Consider the following 15,272-nt stretch of genomic DNA (forward strand, 5'->3'; position numbering starts at 1 on the left):
CGGGCGAAACGCGCCTTGTGCGCGGTGCCCGGCTAGTAGACTTCCCGGCAGCAGACGTATCGGCTAAGGATGTGGGGCTGCGATGGCAGATCCGGATGCCCAGGGCTCGGGGTTCATGGCTTCGGTGGGCGCGGCGGTCGGCGCCGCGGTGGGCGGCGTGCTGAGCAAGCAGGCCATCGAGGCCACCAAGACCGAGGCGCGCAAGCTCACCGACTCGGCCCGTTCGGGCGGGTTCGCGATCAGCGAGCAGGGCGCCGACGAGTACATCCGGGTGTTCCGCGAGTTCGAGGACGCCCTGGACTCGGTGAAGCGCAAGCTGGACACCGCCGGTCAGGAGCCCAAGCTCGGCGGCAGCAACTACGCGACGCTGATCTCCGACCGCACCCGGCTGATGGCCAGCGGCGACGAGCAGTCCTACGAGACGCAGCTGACCTCGCTCGGCGAGATCGTGCGGCAGGCCCGCGAGGCCTTCGAGCTGGCCAAGAAGCAGTATTCCCGGATCGACGGCGAAGGTGTGCAGACCTTCGGCGGAGTGCGGGCCTGAGGGGGAACGAGCCATGGGTAATCCTTACGAGAGCGACCGGCAGCCCGATGCGAGCTATGCGGCGCGGTACCGCCAGCCGGACAACCCGTACGCCGGTTCGAGCGGGCCGTACGTCTCCCGGGACGAGGCGCTCAAGCAGCAGCTGATCGCGGAGGGCTACGACCCGACCACGGACAGCTTCTGGGACCTGTTCAGCAACCTCAAGGCCCGCGCGGTCGGCACCGCCAAGGCCAATGAGCAGGCCGCCAAGGAGGCGCAGCAGCTCGGCAAGCACGCCGAATACCGCGACGGCCTGTCGCCGTCGAACGCCGACTACCAGGGCTACGACCACGCCAAGCTCAAGGAGATGGTCTCGACCATCAACACCGAGCAGGTCACCAGCGTGTCCAGCGCGTGGACCGATCTGGCCAACGCCATGGCGACCTTCGGCCAGAACCTCGGCCAGGCGGCCACCAAGTCCGGCGCCACCTGGAAGGGCGACGCGGCGGAGTCCGCGTACAACTTCGTTTCCGGGCTGAGCAAGTGGAGCGACGACAGCGGGAAGACCGCCCAGCTGGCGGCGGACCGCGTGTACAGCCAGTCGCAGGCCGCCCAGCAGGCGAAGAACGCCATGCCGGAGGAGGTCAAGTTCAACTGGGACGACGAGATGAAGAAGTGGGCCACCGCGGGCCCCTTCGACTTCGGCTCCTCGGTGAAGCAGTCCTTCGAGACCTACCAGGCGAGCAACAAGGCGCATGACGAGGCCGTCGGCGTGATGGCCGCCTACGACAAGGGCCTCTACGAGGCGTCGCACCAGCAGCCGGTGTTCAGCCCGCCGCCGAAGTTCGAGAGCGGCGGCGGCTCGCACCACATCAGCGGCCGGGTCGACGGCTCGATCGACCCGGGCAACGGCAACACCAACTCGTCCGGCTACACCGGCACCAACCTGGGCTCCGGCAACCCGGGCGGCGGCAGTCAGGGCGGCAGCCCGAATCTCGGGGGCGGCGGCGGCAGCTACCCGCCCACCCCGACGCCGGCCCCGCTGCCCCCGGTCGGCGGCGGCCCGCGGACCGGTTCGGGCAGCATCCCGATCGGCGCCGGTCGCACCGCGCCGACCGGCTACAAACCGTCGAACCTGCCCACGTCCTCGTCCAACCCGAACCACAACCCCGGCCTCACCGGGATGGGCCCGATGCCGATGGGCATGGCCGGTGGCTTCGGCGCCGGGCTCGACGGCAACGAGTACAACAGCAAGGTCGGCCGCGGCGGCGGTTTCGGCCCCGGTGGCAGCGGCGGTGGTTCCGCGGCCGCCGGTGGCGCGTCCGGCGCGGCCAAACCGGGCGGGGTCGGCGCGGCCGAGGCCGCGGCGGGCCGGGGCATCGGCGCCGCGGGCGCGGCCGGTAAGGGCGGCCCCGCCGGGATGGGCGGAATGGGTGCCGGGCGCGGCAAGGGCGAGGAGGACGCCGAGCACCAGCGGCCCTCGTTCCTGCTGGAAGGCGATCCGGACGAGGTGTTCGGCACCGACCAGCGCACCGCGCCGCCGGTCATCGGCGAGTAAGGACGAAACGAAGAACGCCCCGGCTTCGCGGCCGGGGCGTTTTCCGTTTCAGCACCGGAAGATCAGTAGCGGAAGAACTTCTCCCGGCGGCCCTGGCGGACCAGGCGCAGCCACTGCAGGAACGCCTTGGGGTCGCGTTTCACGCCGACGAAGTAGAGGCCGAACCGCAGCACCTCGAGCGCGCCGATCTTGCGCATACCCGGCTGGGAGAGCAGGTAACCGCGGTTGCGGTAGGTGTAGTAGCGCTTGACCTCGTTCTCCGGGTCCTGCGCGTGGAACCGGCCGCCGAGCATCGGCTTGAACTCGTCCGAACCGTCCGGGTGCAGGTAGGTGGCCTTGAGCGAGGTGCCGAACGGCAGACCGGACCGCACCAGCCTGCGGTGCACCTCGACCTCGTCGCCGCGGAAGAACAGCCGCAGATCCGGCACCCCGACAACGTCCAAAGTGGACGATCGGAACAGGGCGCCGTTGAACAGCGACGCGATGCCGGGCAGGAAGTCGACGCCGAGTTGGTCCGACGAGCGCTTCCAGGTGAGCCCGCGGCGCAGCGGGAACGCCAGCTTCGCCGGGGTGTCGATGTTCGCCACCACCGGGGAGATCTCCGCGAGGTCGCGTTTGACCGCCTCGTCCATCAGCACCGCGAGCACGGTCTCGTCGGCGGGGCGGCCGTCGTCGTCGGCGAGCCACACCCAGTCGGCGCCGAGCGACAACGCGTGCAGCATGCCGAGCGCGAACCCGCCCGCGCCGCCGAGGTTGCGGTGCGAGGGCAGGTAGGTGTGCGGCAGCGGGTACGACTCCACCACGTCCCGGGCCGACTGGTCGGGCCCGTTGTCCACCACCACGAGGTGGTCGACCGGATGGGTCTGCGCGGCGATGATCTTCAGCGAGTCCGCGAGCAGCTCACGCCGGTGCCGGGTGACCACCACGGCCACCACGGCACCCGCACGCAGTTCCCGCGTCTCCGCTGCCATCACTCGCCGCCTTTGACCGCCGGTGCCGCCGCGAGCCGTTCGGCCGCCTCGGGGGTGATGTTCTCGAACGGGTCGTAGCCCTTGTACGCGGTGAGCACCTCGCGGAGCCCGCCGCGCATCTTCATCCGCCCCTCGTCCATCCACACGGCCGAGGTGCACAGCTCCAACAGTAGGTCGTCCTGGTGCGAAGCGAAGACCAGCAGGCCGGACCGTTTCACCAGATCCACCAGCCGGTCGCGGGCCTTGTTCAGGAAGGCGGCGTCCACCGCGCCGATTCCCTCGTCCAGCAACAGGATCTCCGGGTCGATCGAGGTGACCACGCCGAGCGCCAGGCGGACCCGCATACCGGTGGAGTAGGTGCGCAGCGGCATCGACAGGTAGTCGCCGAGTTCGGTGAACTCCGCGATGTCGTCGACCCGCTTCTCCATCTGCTTGCGGGTCATGCCCAGGTACAGCCCGCGGATCAGGATGTTCTCGTAGCCGGAGATCTCCTGGTCCATGCCGACTCCGAGGTCGAACACCGGCGCCACGCGACCCTCGATCCGGGCCGCGCCCCGGGTCGGCTCGTAGATTCCCGAAAGCAGGCGCAGCAGGGTCGACTTCCCGGCGCCGTTGTGGCCGACCAGGCCGATCCGGTCGCCGTCGGAAACCGAGATGGTGATGTCGTGCAGGGCCTCGATGACCGGGACCTTGCTCTCGGTGCCGATCTTCCCGCCGACCTTGCCGAGGACCTTCTTCTTCAGCGAACGGCTCTTCGCGTCGAAGATCGGGAAGTCGACCGAAGCGTTCCAGACGTCAATGCGGACCATGTGTCACACCCAATACGAGACGCGGGATCGGTAGTTGCGCATGACCACGAGCGCGAGGGTCCAGCCGACGACGGCGAAACCGCCGACGACCACCCAGTGGTGCCAGCTCTGCTCGTTGCCGATCAACGGCGCGCGCACGATCTGGATGAAGTGGTACAGCGGGTTCAGCTCGGCGATGTACTCGCGCCAGGCGGCCGAGCTTTCGAACTTCTTCTTCAGGATGTCGGTCGACCACACGATCGGCGTCATGAAGAACAGCAGGTTGATCAGGCTGTTGATCACCTGCGGGATGTCCCGGAACCGGGTCGAGATGATGCCGAACAGCAGCACCACCCAGCCCGCGTTCAGCGCGATCAGCGCGAACCCGGGGATCGCCAGCAGCGCGCTCCAGTTCAGGCCCGGCTGCGGCACGCCACCCTCGGTGATCACGTAGCCGGACTTCGTGATCCCGCCCCAGAAGACCGCCAGCATGATGAAGTAGATGACCAGGTTGTGCGCGAACATGATCATCTGCCGCCACACCGTGCGCAGCACGTACACCGACAGCGGCGCGGGCAGGTGCTTGATCAGGCCCTCGTTCGCGATGAACGTCTCGGTGCCCTCGGTGATGCACCCGAGCATGAAGTTCCAGACGATGAAGCCCGTGGTGATGTAGGGCAGGAACGTCGAGATCGGCGAACCGAACAGCTGCGAGTAGAGCAGGCCCAGGCCCAGCGCCGTGATGCCCATGCTGAGGGTGATCCACAGCGGGCCGAGCACCGAACGCCGGTAACGCTGCTTGATGTCCTGCCAGCCGAGGTGCGTCCACAGCTCCCGCTGGGCGAAACCGCTGCGGAGATCGGCGAAGGCACGGGTGAAACTACGGCGGTCCGGCGGCGGTGCGGGAGGGGCCGCCGCGGCGGGGCTCGCGGCCTGAACGGTGCTGGGGGCGGTCACGGAGAACGAGGGTACCGACGCCTGCCCCACGGGTTCGTCCGGGCGTCGGCTAGCCAATGTCATGTTTCCAGGACGCGGACCACCACTTGTTCGTTGGCATAGGTGTAACCCTCGTAACTGAATTCGATCCCGGTCCGCTCGACGTACTCGTGCCAGGCGCGGGCCTCGTGTCCCTGCCACCCCGGGAAGTTGAAGAACTCGTCGAACAGGATGACGCTGCCCGGCCGCAGCCGGGGGCCCACCTGGTCCAGGACGGTTTTCGCGGAGCTGTAGAGATCGCCGTCGACGTGCAGGAAGTCGACCGGGCCGGGGTGGGCGGCGAGGAAGTCCGGCAGCGTCTCGTCGAACCAGCCGACGACCAGTTCCGCCCCCGGGACGTCCGGCAGCCCGTCGACCGAGAACGTCCCGGCCGGGAAGCCGTTGCGCCAGTTCTCCGGCAGGCCCTCGAACGAGTCGAACCCGTACACCCCGCCCTCGGGGCGCGCGGTCGCGATGACCTTCAGGGTGCCGCCGGTGTACACCCCGAATTCGAGGGCCATCCCGCCACCGGGGGCGAGGGAGAGCGCGTGTTCCAGGGTCGCCACCGGTTCCGCGAAATGCGGCGCGGTCGGCATGTGCTCGCGCACGAACCGGTTCGACTCCCGGGCGGCCTCGCGGTCGGCCGCGTAGACGATGTCGCGCCGCGAGCGGATCTCGAACTCGATGAGCCGGTCGAACACCCGCCGGGACTGGGCCTCGTGCTCGGTGCGCAGGTCGGCCACCACGCGTTCCAGCTGCTCGATCCGGCGGAGCTGCTCGTCGTGCATCGGCCGGAGGACTTCCTCGACCGCGTGCATGGTCTTGTCCCGCATGGCCTTCCGGAGGGCTTCCGCGCGAAGCAGATCGCGTAGCTTGGCGAGCATCGGCGCTCCTTTCGTGCTGGTCGGCACGGTCGGATGTCGGCCCAGCCTCCCCTCGAAGTGCCAGCACCGCGGATTGCGCGGAGCCTACGTCAGGTCCTTACTCATGGGCGGTCACCACACCCATGATTACACCCGGACGGGGGTCGCCGCGCGGTGCGGAACCTGCTAGCTCAGAGGTACTGCCCGGTCCCGGTGATGCCGTGGCCGTGGCCTTCCTGACCACCGGCGGACGCGCCCGGGGGCAGGCCGCGGCGCATTTGCTCCAGCTGCACGCGGGCCGCCATCTGCTGGGCGAACAGCGCGGTCTGGATGCCGTGGAAGAGGCCCTCCAGCCAGCCGACCAGCTGGGCCTGCGCGATCCGGAGCTCCGCGTCGGACGGGGTCGCGTCGTCGCGGAACGGCGCGACCAGGCGTTCCAGCTCGTCCTGCAGCTCGGGGGCCAGCGCCTGCTCGAGCTCCTTGATCGAGGTCTCGTGGATCTGGCGGACCCGGTCGCGGCTCGCGTCGTCCAGCGGCGCCGCGCGGACCTCCTCGAGCAACTGCTTGATCATGGTCCCGATGCGCATCACCTTGGCCGGCTCCTCGACCAGGTCGCCGACCGATTCGTCGGCGCCCTCGGCCTCGGTGTCCCCGGCGATGCGGGCCGTGCCGACGGGCGAGCCGTCCGGCCCGACGACGACCACGTGGTGAGCCGGTTCGGCCTCGGAGTTACCGGCTGCGCTTGACTGTGCGGAATTCGGCTCGGTCATATGCTCCATCCTGGCCCAGGTCTCCGAACGCGTCGCAGGGCGTTCGCGTCGTCCGTGCCCGAGGGTAGCCGGGATGGTCGCACCGCGTGCCCACCAGGCCAACCCCGGTAGCGCGCCCGATATGTGCCTCCGTACGGTGTGCCCATGGCGTTCGACGTCGCTCGAATTCGTGGGTTGTTTCCCGCGCTGGGTGACGGCTGGATTCACTTCGACGGCACCGCCGGAATGTTGGTACCTGAACAGGTCGCCTCGGCCGTGTCGACGGCGATGCGTGCGCCGGTTTCCGGACCGGGGGGCGCGTTTCCGGCCTCCCAGCGCGCGGAGAGCATCGTGACCGCGGCCAGGCGTGCGGTGGCCGACCTGGTCGGGGCCGAGCCTGCCGGCGTCGTGCTCGGGCCGAGCTCGTCGGTTCTGCTCCGGCGGCTGGTCGACGCGCTTTCGGAACGCTGGACGCTGGGCGACGAGGTCGTGGTCTCCCGGCTCGACGAGCAGGCCAACCTCGCGCCGTGGCGGGCCGCGGCCAAGCGGACCGGTTCGGTCCTGCGCTGGGGCGAGATCGACATCGAGACCTGCGAGCTGCCCGCCTGGCAGTACGAGGAGCTGGTGTCCGCGCGGACCAAGGCGGTCGCCGTCACCGCGGCCTCCGGCTCGGTCGGCACCCGGCCGGACGTGCCGACCATCGTCGAGTTCGCCAAGCGGGTCGGCGCGGTCGTCGTGGTCGACGCCACCTACGCCGCCCCCTTCCTGCCGCTGGACCTGCCCGCCCTCGGCGCCGACGTGATGGTGGTGTCCGCGCAGGCCTGGGGCGGTCCCTCGGTCGGCGCGCTGGTCTTCCGGGATCCGGAGATGCTGGAGCGCCTGCCGTCGGTGTCGCTGGAGACGAACGCACGCGGACCGGCCCGCCTCGAGCTGGGACCGCACCCGTACCCGCTGCTCGCCGGGCTGGTCGCGTCGATCGACTACCTGGCCGGGCTGGACGACGCCGCCACCGGCTCGCGGCGCGAGCGCCTGGTCACCTCGCTGGGTTCGGCGAAGTCGTACCACGCGGGGCTGCTCGCGCAGCTGAGCACGGAACTGCGTTCGCTGCGGCACGTGATGGTGATCGGCGACGCGATGCGCCGGATCCCCGCGCTGGCGTTCACGATCGCGAACAAGAAGGCGCCGGAAATCGCGGAGTACCTCGCCTCGCAGGGGCTGTGCGCGTTCGCCGACGACGGCTCGAGCGGGGTGTTCGCCTCGCTCGGCGTCGGTGAGGTCGGCGGCGCGGTGCGGATCGGTCTCGCGCACTACTCCAACGTTTTCGAGATCAACCAGCTGGTCCGGGTGCTCGAAGAACTCCGCTAGGAGCGCGCCGCCAGCAGGACCTTGCCGAAGACCCCGCTCTCGTCCATCGCGGTGTGCGCCGCGCTCGCCTCCGCCATCGGCACCACCTGGTGCACGACCGGCCGGACCGTCCCGCGCTCCACCAGCGGCCACAGCCGCTCGCGGACGTCGGCGACGATCTCGCCCTTCTCCGCGGTCGGCCGCCCGCGCAGGCTGGTGGCCGTGGCGCTGGCGCGTTTGGTGAGCAGCTTGCCGACGTTCAGCTCGCCCTTGACCCCGCCCTGCATCCCGATGATGACCAGGCGCCCGCCGGTGGCCAGCGCGTCGACGTTGCGGCCCAGATAGGAGGCGCCCATGTTGTCCAGGATGACGTTCGCGCCCGCGGTCTCCTTCTTCAGCTCGGCGACGAAGTCCTGCTCGCGGTAGTTGAACGCGAGGTCGGCGCCGAGCTGGCGGCACCGTTCGGCGCGCTCGTCCGAGCCGACGGTCACCGCGACCGTCGCACCCAGCGCCTTGCCGACCTGGATCGCGTGCGTGCCGATCCCGCCGGCGCCGCCGTGCACCAGGAACACCTCGTCCTCGCGCAGCTTCGCGCCCAGCACCACGTTCGACCACACCGTGCACGCGACCTCCGGCAGGCCCGCGGCGGCGATCAGGTCGACCTCGCCCGGCACCGGCAGCAGCTGGACCGCGGGCACCACGACCCGCTCCGCGTAGCCGCCGCCCGCGAGCAGCGCGCACACCTCGTCGCCGGCCTGCCAGCCCTCGACCCCCTCGCCGAGTTCGGCGATCGTGCCGGAGCACTCCAGGCCGAGGATCTCGCTCGCGCCGGGCGGCGGCGGGTAGAGGCCCTGCCGTTGCAGCAGGTCGGCGCGGTTCACCGCACCGGCCACGACCTCGATCAGCACCTCGCCCGGGCCCGGCCGCGGATCGGGGACCTCGGTCCACTCCAGCACTTCCGGGCCACCTGGTTCGCGGATGGTGATCGCACGCATGGGCCCGACTTTAGGCCGCCCGGCCCACCGCCGCGCAGCCGTGTGAGCCGTCCGCCGCTGACCGGCGGAAATACCGCCGAACGACTCTTGACCCATGCGGCAAAACGCATAAAAGTGATCCGGCATCGGACGTGACCGGCCACGTCGGGGCAAGGGCAGGCGGCCGGAGCGATTCCGATCGGATTGGGGACTGGTTCATGTCATCGGTCAGGAAACGACTCGCTCCCGCGATCGCCCTCGCGGCCGCGGCGGGCCTGGTGATCGCCGGTGCGCCCGGCGCCGCCGCCCAGCCGTCGGCGGCGCAACCGGCGGACCCGGCGCTCGCGAAGCAGCTGGCGCAGAAGGTCACCGCCAACGGGATCAACCGCCACCTCGTCGCGTTGCAGCGCATCGCCGATACCAACGGCGGCACCCGCGCGGCCGCGACCCAGGGGCACGCGAAGTCCGCGGAGTACGTCGCGGGCAAGCTGGAGGCCGCCGGGTACGCGGTGACCCGGCAGGAATTCCCCTTCACCTACAGCGAAACGCTCGCCGAGAAGCTGACCGCGGGTGGGGCGAACGTGCCGATCGTGCTGATGGTCTACAGCCCGTCGACCCCGGTCGGCGGCATCACCGCGCCGCTGGCGGTCGTCCCGGTCGACGAGACCCTCGGCTGCGAGGCCGCCGACTACGGCGACGTCAAGGGCAAGATCGCCCTGATCAAACGCGGCGCGTGCTCGTTCGCCCAGAAACAGCAGGCCGCCGCCGAAGCGGGCGCGATCGGCGCGGTGATCTACAACAACGCCGAAGGCGCGCTGAACGGAACCCTCGGCGACCCGGCGAACGCGAAGATCCCGACCGGCGGCATCACGCAGGCCGACGGCGAGGCGCTGGCCAAGCAGAACGGCGCCCCGGTGACCCTGGAACTGCGCTCGCTGACCGAACAGCGCAAGACCTACAACGTCCTCGCGGAAACCAAGACCGGCCGCAAGGACAACGTGGTCATGGCCGGCGCCCACCTGGACAGCGTCCCCGAAGGCCCCGGTATCAACGACAACGGCAGTGGTTCGGCCGCCCTGCTGGAAACCGCCCTGCAACTGGGCAGCACGCCCAAGGTGAACAACGCCGTCCGCTTCGGCTTCTGGGGCGCCGAAGAATTCGGCCTGGTGGGCTCCACCTACTACGTCAACTCCCTGCCCTTCGAACAGCAGCTCGACATCGCCCTGTACCTGAACTTCGACATGGTCGGCTCGCCGAACGCGGGCTACTTCGCCTATGACGGCGACGATTCCGACCAGGTCGGCGCCGGCCCCGGCCCGTACGGCTCGGCGCAGATCGAGAAGCTGCTGGTCGACTACCTGGGCACCAAGGGCGTTCCGGTCGAAGGCACCGACTTCACCGGCCGGTCCGACTACGGGCAGTTCATCGCAGTCGGGATCCCGGCCGGCGGCCTGGCCACCGGCGCCGAGGGCATCAAGACCGCCGCGCAGGCCGCGAAGTGGGGCGGGCAGGCCGGGATCGCCTACGACCCGTGCTACCACCAGGCCTGCGACAACCTCGGCAACGTCGACCGGGTCGCGCTCGACCGCAACGCCGACGGTATCGCATGGGGCGTCGCCACCTACGCGATCAGCACCGAATCGGTCAACGGTGTGTCGCCGTCGTCGGCCAAGACGAAGCAGCTGCGCGCGGAACAACGCTCCACCCAGCGCGTCGCCCGCGCCGCCGCTTCCCCGGGCGCCGACCCGCACGCCCTGGCGAGCTAACCGGAATCCCCCAATGTGGCTTTCGGAACCTTCAACGCCCCGAAAGCCACATTGGGTACTTCCAACGCCCCCAATGCCACATTGGGGGCGTTGAGCTAGCCGAGGTCGCGGGTGTTGAAGGTGTCGCAGCGGGCCGGGTCGCCGGTGGAGAAACCGGTGGTGAACCACTTCTCCCGCTGGGCGGAGGTGCCGTGGGTGAACTTCGACTGGTCGACCCGGCCGCCGCCGAGCTCGCGCTGGATGTAGTCGTCGCCGATGCGGGCCGCGGTGTCCAGGGCGCGGTTGATGTCGTCCCTGGTGACCTCGCTGATCAGCGGTTTGCCGCTCTCGGTCGGGGTGGTCTGCGCGTGGTTGGCCCACACCCCGGCGTAGCAGTCGGCCTGCAGCTCGAGCCGCACCGAACCGGAGGCCGGCCCGCTGCCCTTCCCGGCGCGGGCCGAGTTGCCGAGGAGGTTCTGCACGTGGTGGCCGTATTCGTGGGCGAGGACGTACGCCTCGGCGAAGGGCCCGCCCTTGGCGCCGAACCGCGTTTGCAGCTCGTTGAAGAAGGACAGGTCGATGTAGACCTGGGAATCGGCGGGGCAGTAGAAGGGGCCGACGTCGGAAGTCGCGCTGCCGCAGCCGGTGCGCACCCCGCCCCGGAAGAAGTTGGTGGTCGCCTTGCGGTACGTCTGGCCGGAGCGGGCGAACTGCCCGGTCCAGTAGTCCTGGATCGAGTTGACCATGGCGACGATCGCGCAGTCGTGGTTGCGGTTCGCGTCCGCGCCGGTGCGGCATTCCCGGGACAGCGAGCCGTTGTCCACCTGCTGGCCCGAGCCGAGATCGCTCAGGCCGGTCGCGCTGTGCGCGCCACCGCCGCCGATCCCGCCGAACTGCGAGAAGAGGAAGTAGATCACCAGGCCGACCACGCCCAGCCCGCCGCCGCCGAGCGCGACCCGGCCGCCGATGCCCCCGCCGCCGTCGCGCATGTCCTGGACCTCTGAGGTGTCCAGGCCGACGTCGTCGTTGAACCGCACCGCGGGCTCCCTCGATTGTCGTGGGCACAAGCCTGGGTGCGGTCACCCGTCGGGAACCGCACCCAGGACTACCGAGGTTGTCATTGTATTGCGGTTGCACACGTCCCGGGCCGGCGAGTAGCTCTGCCGGCACGGTCACAGAGGCCGCGCCGAGAACAGGCTCGAACGACGCCGAAATGCGCGAGAAGTTGTCGAGCGCACCATGTGGATACCCGTGCTGCTCACAATCGCGACCGGGCTGGTTTCACCACCCCAGCCGTGGGTACACAGCTGGTGTTCAACCGCATGGGATCATTTGCCATTGAACCACCTGACCCTCTCCCGGTTGGTGGCCCGAACCCGGCGCTCCGGGGCAGTGCGCCGTGGCCGGTCCGACCATCCGCTGGAATTCCAGGATGCGCCTTTTGGGGCCGAGTCTCAACCATTTCGTAATCCCCCTTCAGGGGAAATTCGCGTACCTTGCGCGCCCACCCCCGGACGGGGGGCCCCGGCGCGCCCGGGCCTCGTGGCGTATCCGCCTACCACCGGTGAGTGAGTCTGGGACGGAGGTTCTACTCTGCGAGGAATGAGCGAGGAACCCGACCGAGTGCGCTGGTTGTCAGAGACCGAGATGCTCGCGTGGCGTTCCTACATCGTCGCCACCCTCCGGCTGCGCCAGCGCCTGCACCGGGAGCTCGCCGAGGCCCACGACGTATCCCTCGCCGACTACGAGGTGCTGGTGTGCGTGTCCTCCGGAGCGGACAACCGCATGCGCATGACCGAGCTCGCCGCGATGCTCGGCTCCACCAAGAGCCGCCTCTCGCACCAGGTGGGCCGCATGGAAGGCGCCGGTTTCCTCCGCCGCGCCGCCGACCCCGAGGACAAGCGGGGCGTGATCGCCGAACTGACCCCGGAAGGCGAGGCCCTGCTCAAACAGGCCGCCCCCACCCACGTCGAAGGCGTCCGCGCGCACCTGATCGACCTGCTCACCGTCGACGAGCAGGCCACCCTGGGCGAAGCCTTCACCCGCGTCCTCGAACACCTGACGGACCTCGAACCCTGAACGGCTACGCTCGAAGGCACCGGGAAGCGTGGCAGAGCGGCCGAATGCACTCGCCTTGAAAGCGAGCGTGGGGCAACCCACCGGGGGTTCAAATCCCTCCGCTTCCGCAACTGGGTGGAGTGTGTCCGCGGACCGCGCGGACCGGGTTGCTCCAGCCGTGCTTTCTGGGGGCCGAGCCCCCAGGCCCCGCGCCGGGGGCGAGCCCCCGGACCCCCGCAGGTAGCCGGGTTTGTCGTAGGTGCCGGATCTGTGTGGGGTGCCGGGTGGCGGGGTGGCTTGGGCCTGGTAGGTGGCTGGGGCTTCGTTGGTGCCTGTTTGAGGTGGGAGCCCGGGGTCGGGCGGTGCTGGGGAATTTCTTGGTTGTGTTGTGCGGTAAAGGTTTTTGTCAGGGGGGCTGGGCACAATGGGGGTGTGGTGACGCGGGATCGTCACCATCTGTTCCGGTTTGTCCCGGTTGGGGTGCGGGCGGGGGCCCGGTTGTGCGTAGGCGGGTTGCCCTCGTTGGGCTAGTGCGCATTCCGGGCCGGTTACGGTCGGATGTTCGGGCTGCGGCAACTGGGGGTTTTTCGTGGCGGAGCGTATTTGTGCCTGCCTGGGCCACATCATCTCGGGTAGACGGTGTTGTGACTGAGGGGACGTGATGGGCAGGAATCCGCTGTGGCGCGATCCGTTGCCGGACGCCGGATCGGCCACGTTCTGGGGCTCGTTGGATCCCGTGGACAGGTTCGCCCTGCACGCGGTGGGATCGGTCCGGTTCTTTCCCCGGCGGGCGTTGTTGTGCCGGCAGACGCAGCGGTCGGCGCCGGTGTACCTGATCTACGCCGGGCTGGTCGAGGTGTTCCGCACGGGGCTGGACGGCGAGCGGGTGGTGCTGGCCCGGCTCGCACCCGGGGACATCGTGGGGGACCGCGCGGCCGTGGACGAGGGCGGTGCGGTGGCCACGGTCGAGGTGGTGGAGCCGACCAAGGCACTGGAGATCCCGGCGGAGTGGTTCGCCGGGCTGTGCCGCCACCGGCCCCGGATCGCGTGGCAGGTCCTGGCGAACGCGGTCGCCCATTAGGGAGCGGGAACGCGCGTTACGGCACAACGGAACGACTACACGGTCGGGTAGCGGTTCCGGGTCTTCGTTGACAGCCTCCCGGGCCCTCAGCAATGTGGATCGGGTGCGCCCCCACCCGGTCCGGCAGTCCGCCCCGGCGACGCCCGAGTTCGCCCAGATTCCCGAGCAGACCCGGCTCCGCGTTCAGCAGGACGAGCTGCTGGAGTTCGTCACCCAGGTCTTCGCCGCGCACGGCGCCCCACCCGGACCGGCTCGGATGGCGGCCGAGGCCCTCTGCTACGGCGACGTGACCGGCACCCCCGCGAAAGGGCTGGCCGAACTGGGCCACGCCCACCTGCCCATGCTGGCCACCGGCCGGGCGCGCGCGTACGCCGAACCACTGGTCATCGCCGACCGGGGCGCCACGGTCCTGGTCGACTACCGCGGAGCACTCGGGCTGTGGGCGGTCAGCGACGCGATGGACCGGGCGGTGCTGCGGGCGGGGCGGCACGGCATCGGTTTGGTGTCGATGCGCGGGGTGACCGAATTCGGCTGCGCCGCGCACCACGCCACCCGGGCCCTCGCCTGCGGCATGATCGGACTGGTCCTGGCCAGCGGCGGCCGCCGCGGCCCCTCGTCGCCGAGCGCGAACCCGCTGGGCGTGGCGGTGCCCGGAGGCGCGTATCCGCCCTTCGTCTTCGATCTCGACGCCGCCGGGATGCCGGTCTCCGACGCGCATACCGCCACCGGTTTCGTGCTGCTGGTCCAGGCCCTCGCCGGACTGGTTTCCGGCGCCGCGGGGCACGAGGACGACACCGGGCTCCTGGTCCTGGCCATCGCCCCGGCCACCCTGCGAAGCGCCGACGGCTTCTATCGCGACGCGAGCGCGCTGTTCGGCAGCCTGCTGGGCTGGCAGGACGGCGCGCCGGACCGGTACCCGGGCTGGCGCGAAGCGCAGCGGGCCGACGAATGCCAGGCCCTCGGCGTGCCGTTGACCGCGCAGCTGTACCGCGAGCTGACCGAGATCGGCGAGTCGCTCGGCATCCGGGTGCCGCGGACCATCGGCGAGCGTTGACCGCGCGGGTTCGCTCCGGTGTCCTCTGCTTGGCCCTGTGGCGGCGCGTGGTTCGCGCTGCTTGGCGGTCCTTGGATGAGGTTCGTCCTTGGTTGTCCGGCGTCTGCGGCCGGGCATCAGCAGTATCGGATCGGTATCTCGCGGTTCGGCTCGCGAGTTGATCGAGATCGGTGAGTCGGTTTGGTGCCCGGGTGCCGCGGACCATCGGCGAGCGCTGACCGGGGACCGTCCGGCCCGGCTTCATCTCGCTCGGCCGCCGTCGTGGGGCTTGGTTCGCGCTGCTTGGTGGCTTGGCGCGGCGACGGCCTCGTTCGTCCTCGGGGTGCCTTGTCCGCGTGAGTCGTAGCGCGGTCGGCCGAGCTGGGTGGGTCGCTCGGCGAAGTCGCGCTTGTTCGGCGGTCCGCAGTGGTGGCGCGCAGTTGTTCGTTTGTTCGCGAGTGGGGTCCGAAGATCGGTTGCCGGGGTGCGTGCAGCGGAGGGCGCTGGCGGGAGCGTGGGGTGCTCAACGCGCTGACCCCGTACAACGAAGATCGGCGGCCTAACCTACTCGTCCACAAAGGACAGTCGACGCGGTGTGGCGGGGTTTTCC

Annotated in this window: 14 protein-coding genes and 1 tRNA gene; 8 read left to right on the forward strand and 7 right to left on the reverse strand. The window is 70.1% G+C overall.

The annotated features are described in order from the left end of the window. The first annotated feature begins 82 nt into the window (after positions 1-82). Both FXO23_RS28560 and FXO23_RS28565 read left to right on the forward strand, forming a co-directional pair. Entirely contained in the window at positions 83-544 is a 462-nt protein-coding gene (locus FXO23_RS28560; protein ID WP_158888555.1) for a hypothetical protein, read from the forward strand. 13 nt (positions 545-557) lie between these two features. Next, on the forward strand, positions 558-2,081 hold the full coding sequence (locus tag FXO23_RS28565) for a hypothetical protein (RefSeq protein ID WP_158888556.1): 1,524 nt from the start codon (positions 558-560) through the stop codon (positions 2,079-2,081). Between the two features lie 62 nt (positions 2,082-2,143). On the opposite strand, the gene glfT1 is transcribed toward FXO23_RS28565, so the two are convergent. The 5 genes from glfT1 to FXO23_RS28590 form a co-directional block, all read right to left on the reverse strand. Then, positions 2,144-3,052 carry a galactofuranosyltransferase GlfT1 gene (gene glfT1, locus FXO23_RS28570; RefSeq protein WP_158888557.1) on the reverse strand — a complete coding sequence of 303 codons (909 nt, stop codon included), beginning with the start codon at positions 3,050-3,052 and terminating at the stop codon, positions 2,144-2,146. Then, positions 3,052-3,861, reverse strand: coding sequence for a galactan export ABC transporter ATP-binding subunit Wzt/RfbE (wzt, locus tag FXO23_RS28575; RefSeq protein WP_158888558.1), 810 nt, complete (start codon positions 3,859-3,861; stop codon positions 3,052-3,054). Before wzt ends, glfT1 begins: the two co-directional genes overlap by 1 nt. A gap of 3 nt (positions 3,862-3,864) precedes the next feature. Beyond that, positions 3,865-4,797, reverse strand: coding sequence for a galactan export ABC transporter permease subunit Wzm/RfbD (gene wzm / locus FXO23_RS28580; protein WP_246257961.1), 933 nt, complete (start codon positions 4,795-4,797; stop codon positions 3,865-3,867). Positions 4,798-4,856: 59 nt separating this feature from the next. Next, on the reverse strand, positions 4,857-5,699 hold the full coding sequence (locus tag FXO23_RS28585; RefSeq protein WP_158888560.1) for a class I SAM-dependent methyltransferase: 843 nt from the start codon (positions 5,697-5,699) through the stop codon (positions 4,857-4,859). Between the two features lie 170 nt (positions 5,700-5,869). Beyond that, positions 5,870-6,457 (reverse strand): bacterial proteasome activator family protein, encoded by a 588-nt coding sequence (locus FXO23_RS28590; protein ID WP_158888561.1) that lies wholly within the window; start codon positions 6,455-6,457, stop codon positions 5,870-5,872. Positions 6,458-6,592: 135 nt separating this feature from the next. On the opposite strand from FXO23_RS28590, the gene FXO23_RS28595 reads away from it, so the two are divergent. Then, complete coding sequence (locus tag FXO23_RS28595; RefSeq protein WP_158888562.1) at positions 6,593-7,792, forward strand: cysteine desulfurase-like protein; 1,200 nt, start codon at positions 6,593-6,595, stop codon at positions 7,790-7,792. Here the strand turns inward: FXO23_RS28595 and FXO23_RS28600 are convergent. Then, positions 7,789-8,766, reverse strand: coding sequence for an NAD(P)H-quinone oxidoreductase (locus tag FXO23_RS28600; protein ID WP_158888563.1), 978 nt, complete (start codon positions 8,764-8,766; stop codon positions 7,789-7,791). The two genes, FXO23_RS28595 and FXO23_RS28600, sit on opposite strands and share 4 nt — an antisense overlap. Positions 8,767-8,963: 197 nt before the next feature. Here FXO23_RS28600 and FXO23_RS28605 point away from each other — a divergent pair, with 197 nt between their 5' ends. Then, the gene (locus tag FXO23_RS28605; RefSeq protein WP_158888564.1) at positions 8,964-10,511 is read left to right on the forward strand and encodes a M28 family metallopeptidase; all 1,548 of its coding nucleotides are present in this window, start codon (positions 8,964-8,966) and stop codon (positions 10,509-10,511) included. Positions 10,512-10,606: 95 nt separating this feature from the next. Here the strand turns inward: FXO23_RS28605 and ypfJ are convergent, their stop codons facing one another. Then, the gene (gene ypfJ / locus FXO23_RS28610; RefSeq protein WP_158888565.1) at positions 10,607-11,527 is read right to left on the reverse strand and encodes a KPN_02809 family neutral zinc metallopeptidase; all 921 of its coding nucleotides are present in this window, start codon (positions 11,525-11,527) and stop codon (positions 10,607-10,609) included. 565 nt (positions 11,528-12,092) lie between these two features. On the opposite strand from ypfJ, the gene FXO23_RS28615 reads away from it, so the two are divergent. From FXO23_RS28615 to FXO23_RS28630, 4 genes are all read left to right on the forward strand, one after another. Beyond that, complete coding sequence (locus FXO23_RS28615) at positions 12,093-12,569, forward strand: MarR family winged helix-turn-helix transcriptional regulator (protein WP_158888566.1); 477 nt, start codon at positions 12,093-12,095, stop codon at positions 12,567-12,569. A gap of 22 nt (positions 12,570-12,591) precedes the next feature. Next, positions 12,592-12,676, forward strand: a tRNA-Ser gene (locus FXO23_RS28620). Positions 12,677-13,209: 533 nt separating this feature from the next. Continuing rightward, positions 13,210-13,629 carry a Crp/Fnr family transcriptional regulator gene (locus tag FXO23_RS28625; RefSeq protein ID WP_158888567.1) on the forward strand — a complete coding sequence of 140 codons (420 nt, stop codon included), beginning with the start codon at positions 13,210-13,212 and terminating at the stop codon, positions 13,627-13,629. Between the two features lie 103 nt (positions 13,630-13,732). Further along, entirely contained in the window at positions 13,733-14,683 is a 951-nt protein-coding gene (locus tag FXO23_RS28630; protein WP_246257963.1) for an Ldh family oxidoreductase, read from the forward strand. Positions 14,684-15,272 lie beyond the last annotated feature (589 nt).

It is taken from the genome of Amycolatopsis anabasis, from assembly GCF_009765355.1.
Classification (GTDB): domain Bacteria; phylum Actinomycetota; class Actinomycetes; order Mycobacteriales; family Pseudonocardiaceae; genus Amycolatopsis; species Amycolatopsis anabasis.

Coding starts and splice junctions, on each gene's coding strand:
- FXO23_RS28560 (WP_158888555.1), top strand. CDS start 83: ATGGCAGATCCGGATGCCCAGGGCTCGGGGTTCATGGCTTCGGTGGGC.
- FXO23_RS28565 (WP_158888556.1), top strand. CDS start 558: ATGGGTAATCCTTACGAGAGCGACCGGCAGCCCGATGCGAGCTATGCG.
- glfT1 (WP_158888557.1), bottom strand. CDS start 3,052: ATGGCAGCGGAGACGCGGGAACTGCGTGCGGGTGCCGTGGTGGCCGTG.
- wzt (WP_158888558.1), bottom strand. CDS start 3,861: ATGGTCCGCATTGACGTCTGGAACGCTTCGGTCGACTTCCCGATCTTC.
- FXO23_RS28585 (WP_158888560.1), bottom strand. CDS start 5,699: ATGCTCGCCAAGCTACGCGATCTGCTTCGCGCGGAAGCCCTCCGGAAG.
- FXO23_RS28590 (WP_158888561.1), bottom strand. CDS start 6,457: ATGGAGCATATGACCGAGCCGAATTCCGCACAGTCAAGCGCAGCCGGT.
- FXO23_RS28595 (WP_158888562.1), top strand. CDS start 6,593: ATGGCGTTCGACGTCGCTCGAATTCGTGGGTTGTTTCCCGCGCTGGGT.
- FXO23_RS28600 (WP_158888563.1), bottom strand. CDS start 8,766: ATGCGTGCGATCACCATCCGCGAACCAGGTGGCCCGGAAGTGCTGGAG.
- FXO23_RS28605 (WP_158888564.1), top strand. CDS start 8,964: ATGTCATCGGTCAGGAAACGACTCGCTCCCGCGATCGCCCTCGCGGCC.
- FXO23_RS28615 (WP_158888566.1), top strand. CDS start 12,093: ATGAGCGAGGAACCCGACCGAGTGCGCTGGTTGTCAGAGACCGAGATG.
- FXO23_RS28625 (WP_158888567.1), top strand. CDS start 13,210: ATGGGCAGGAATCCGCTGTGGCGCGATCCGTTGCCGGACGCCGGATCG.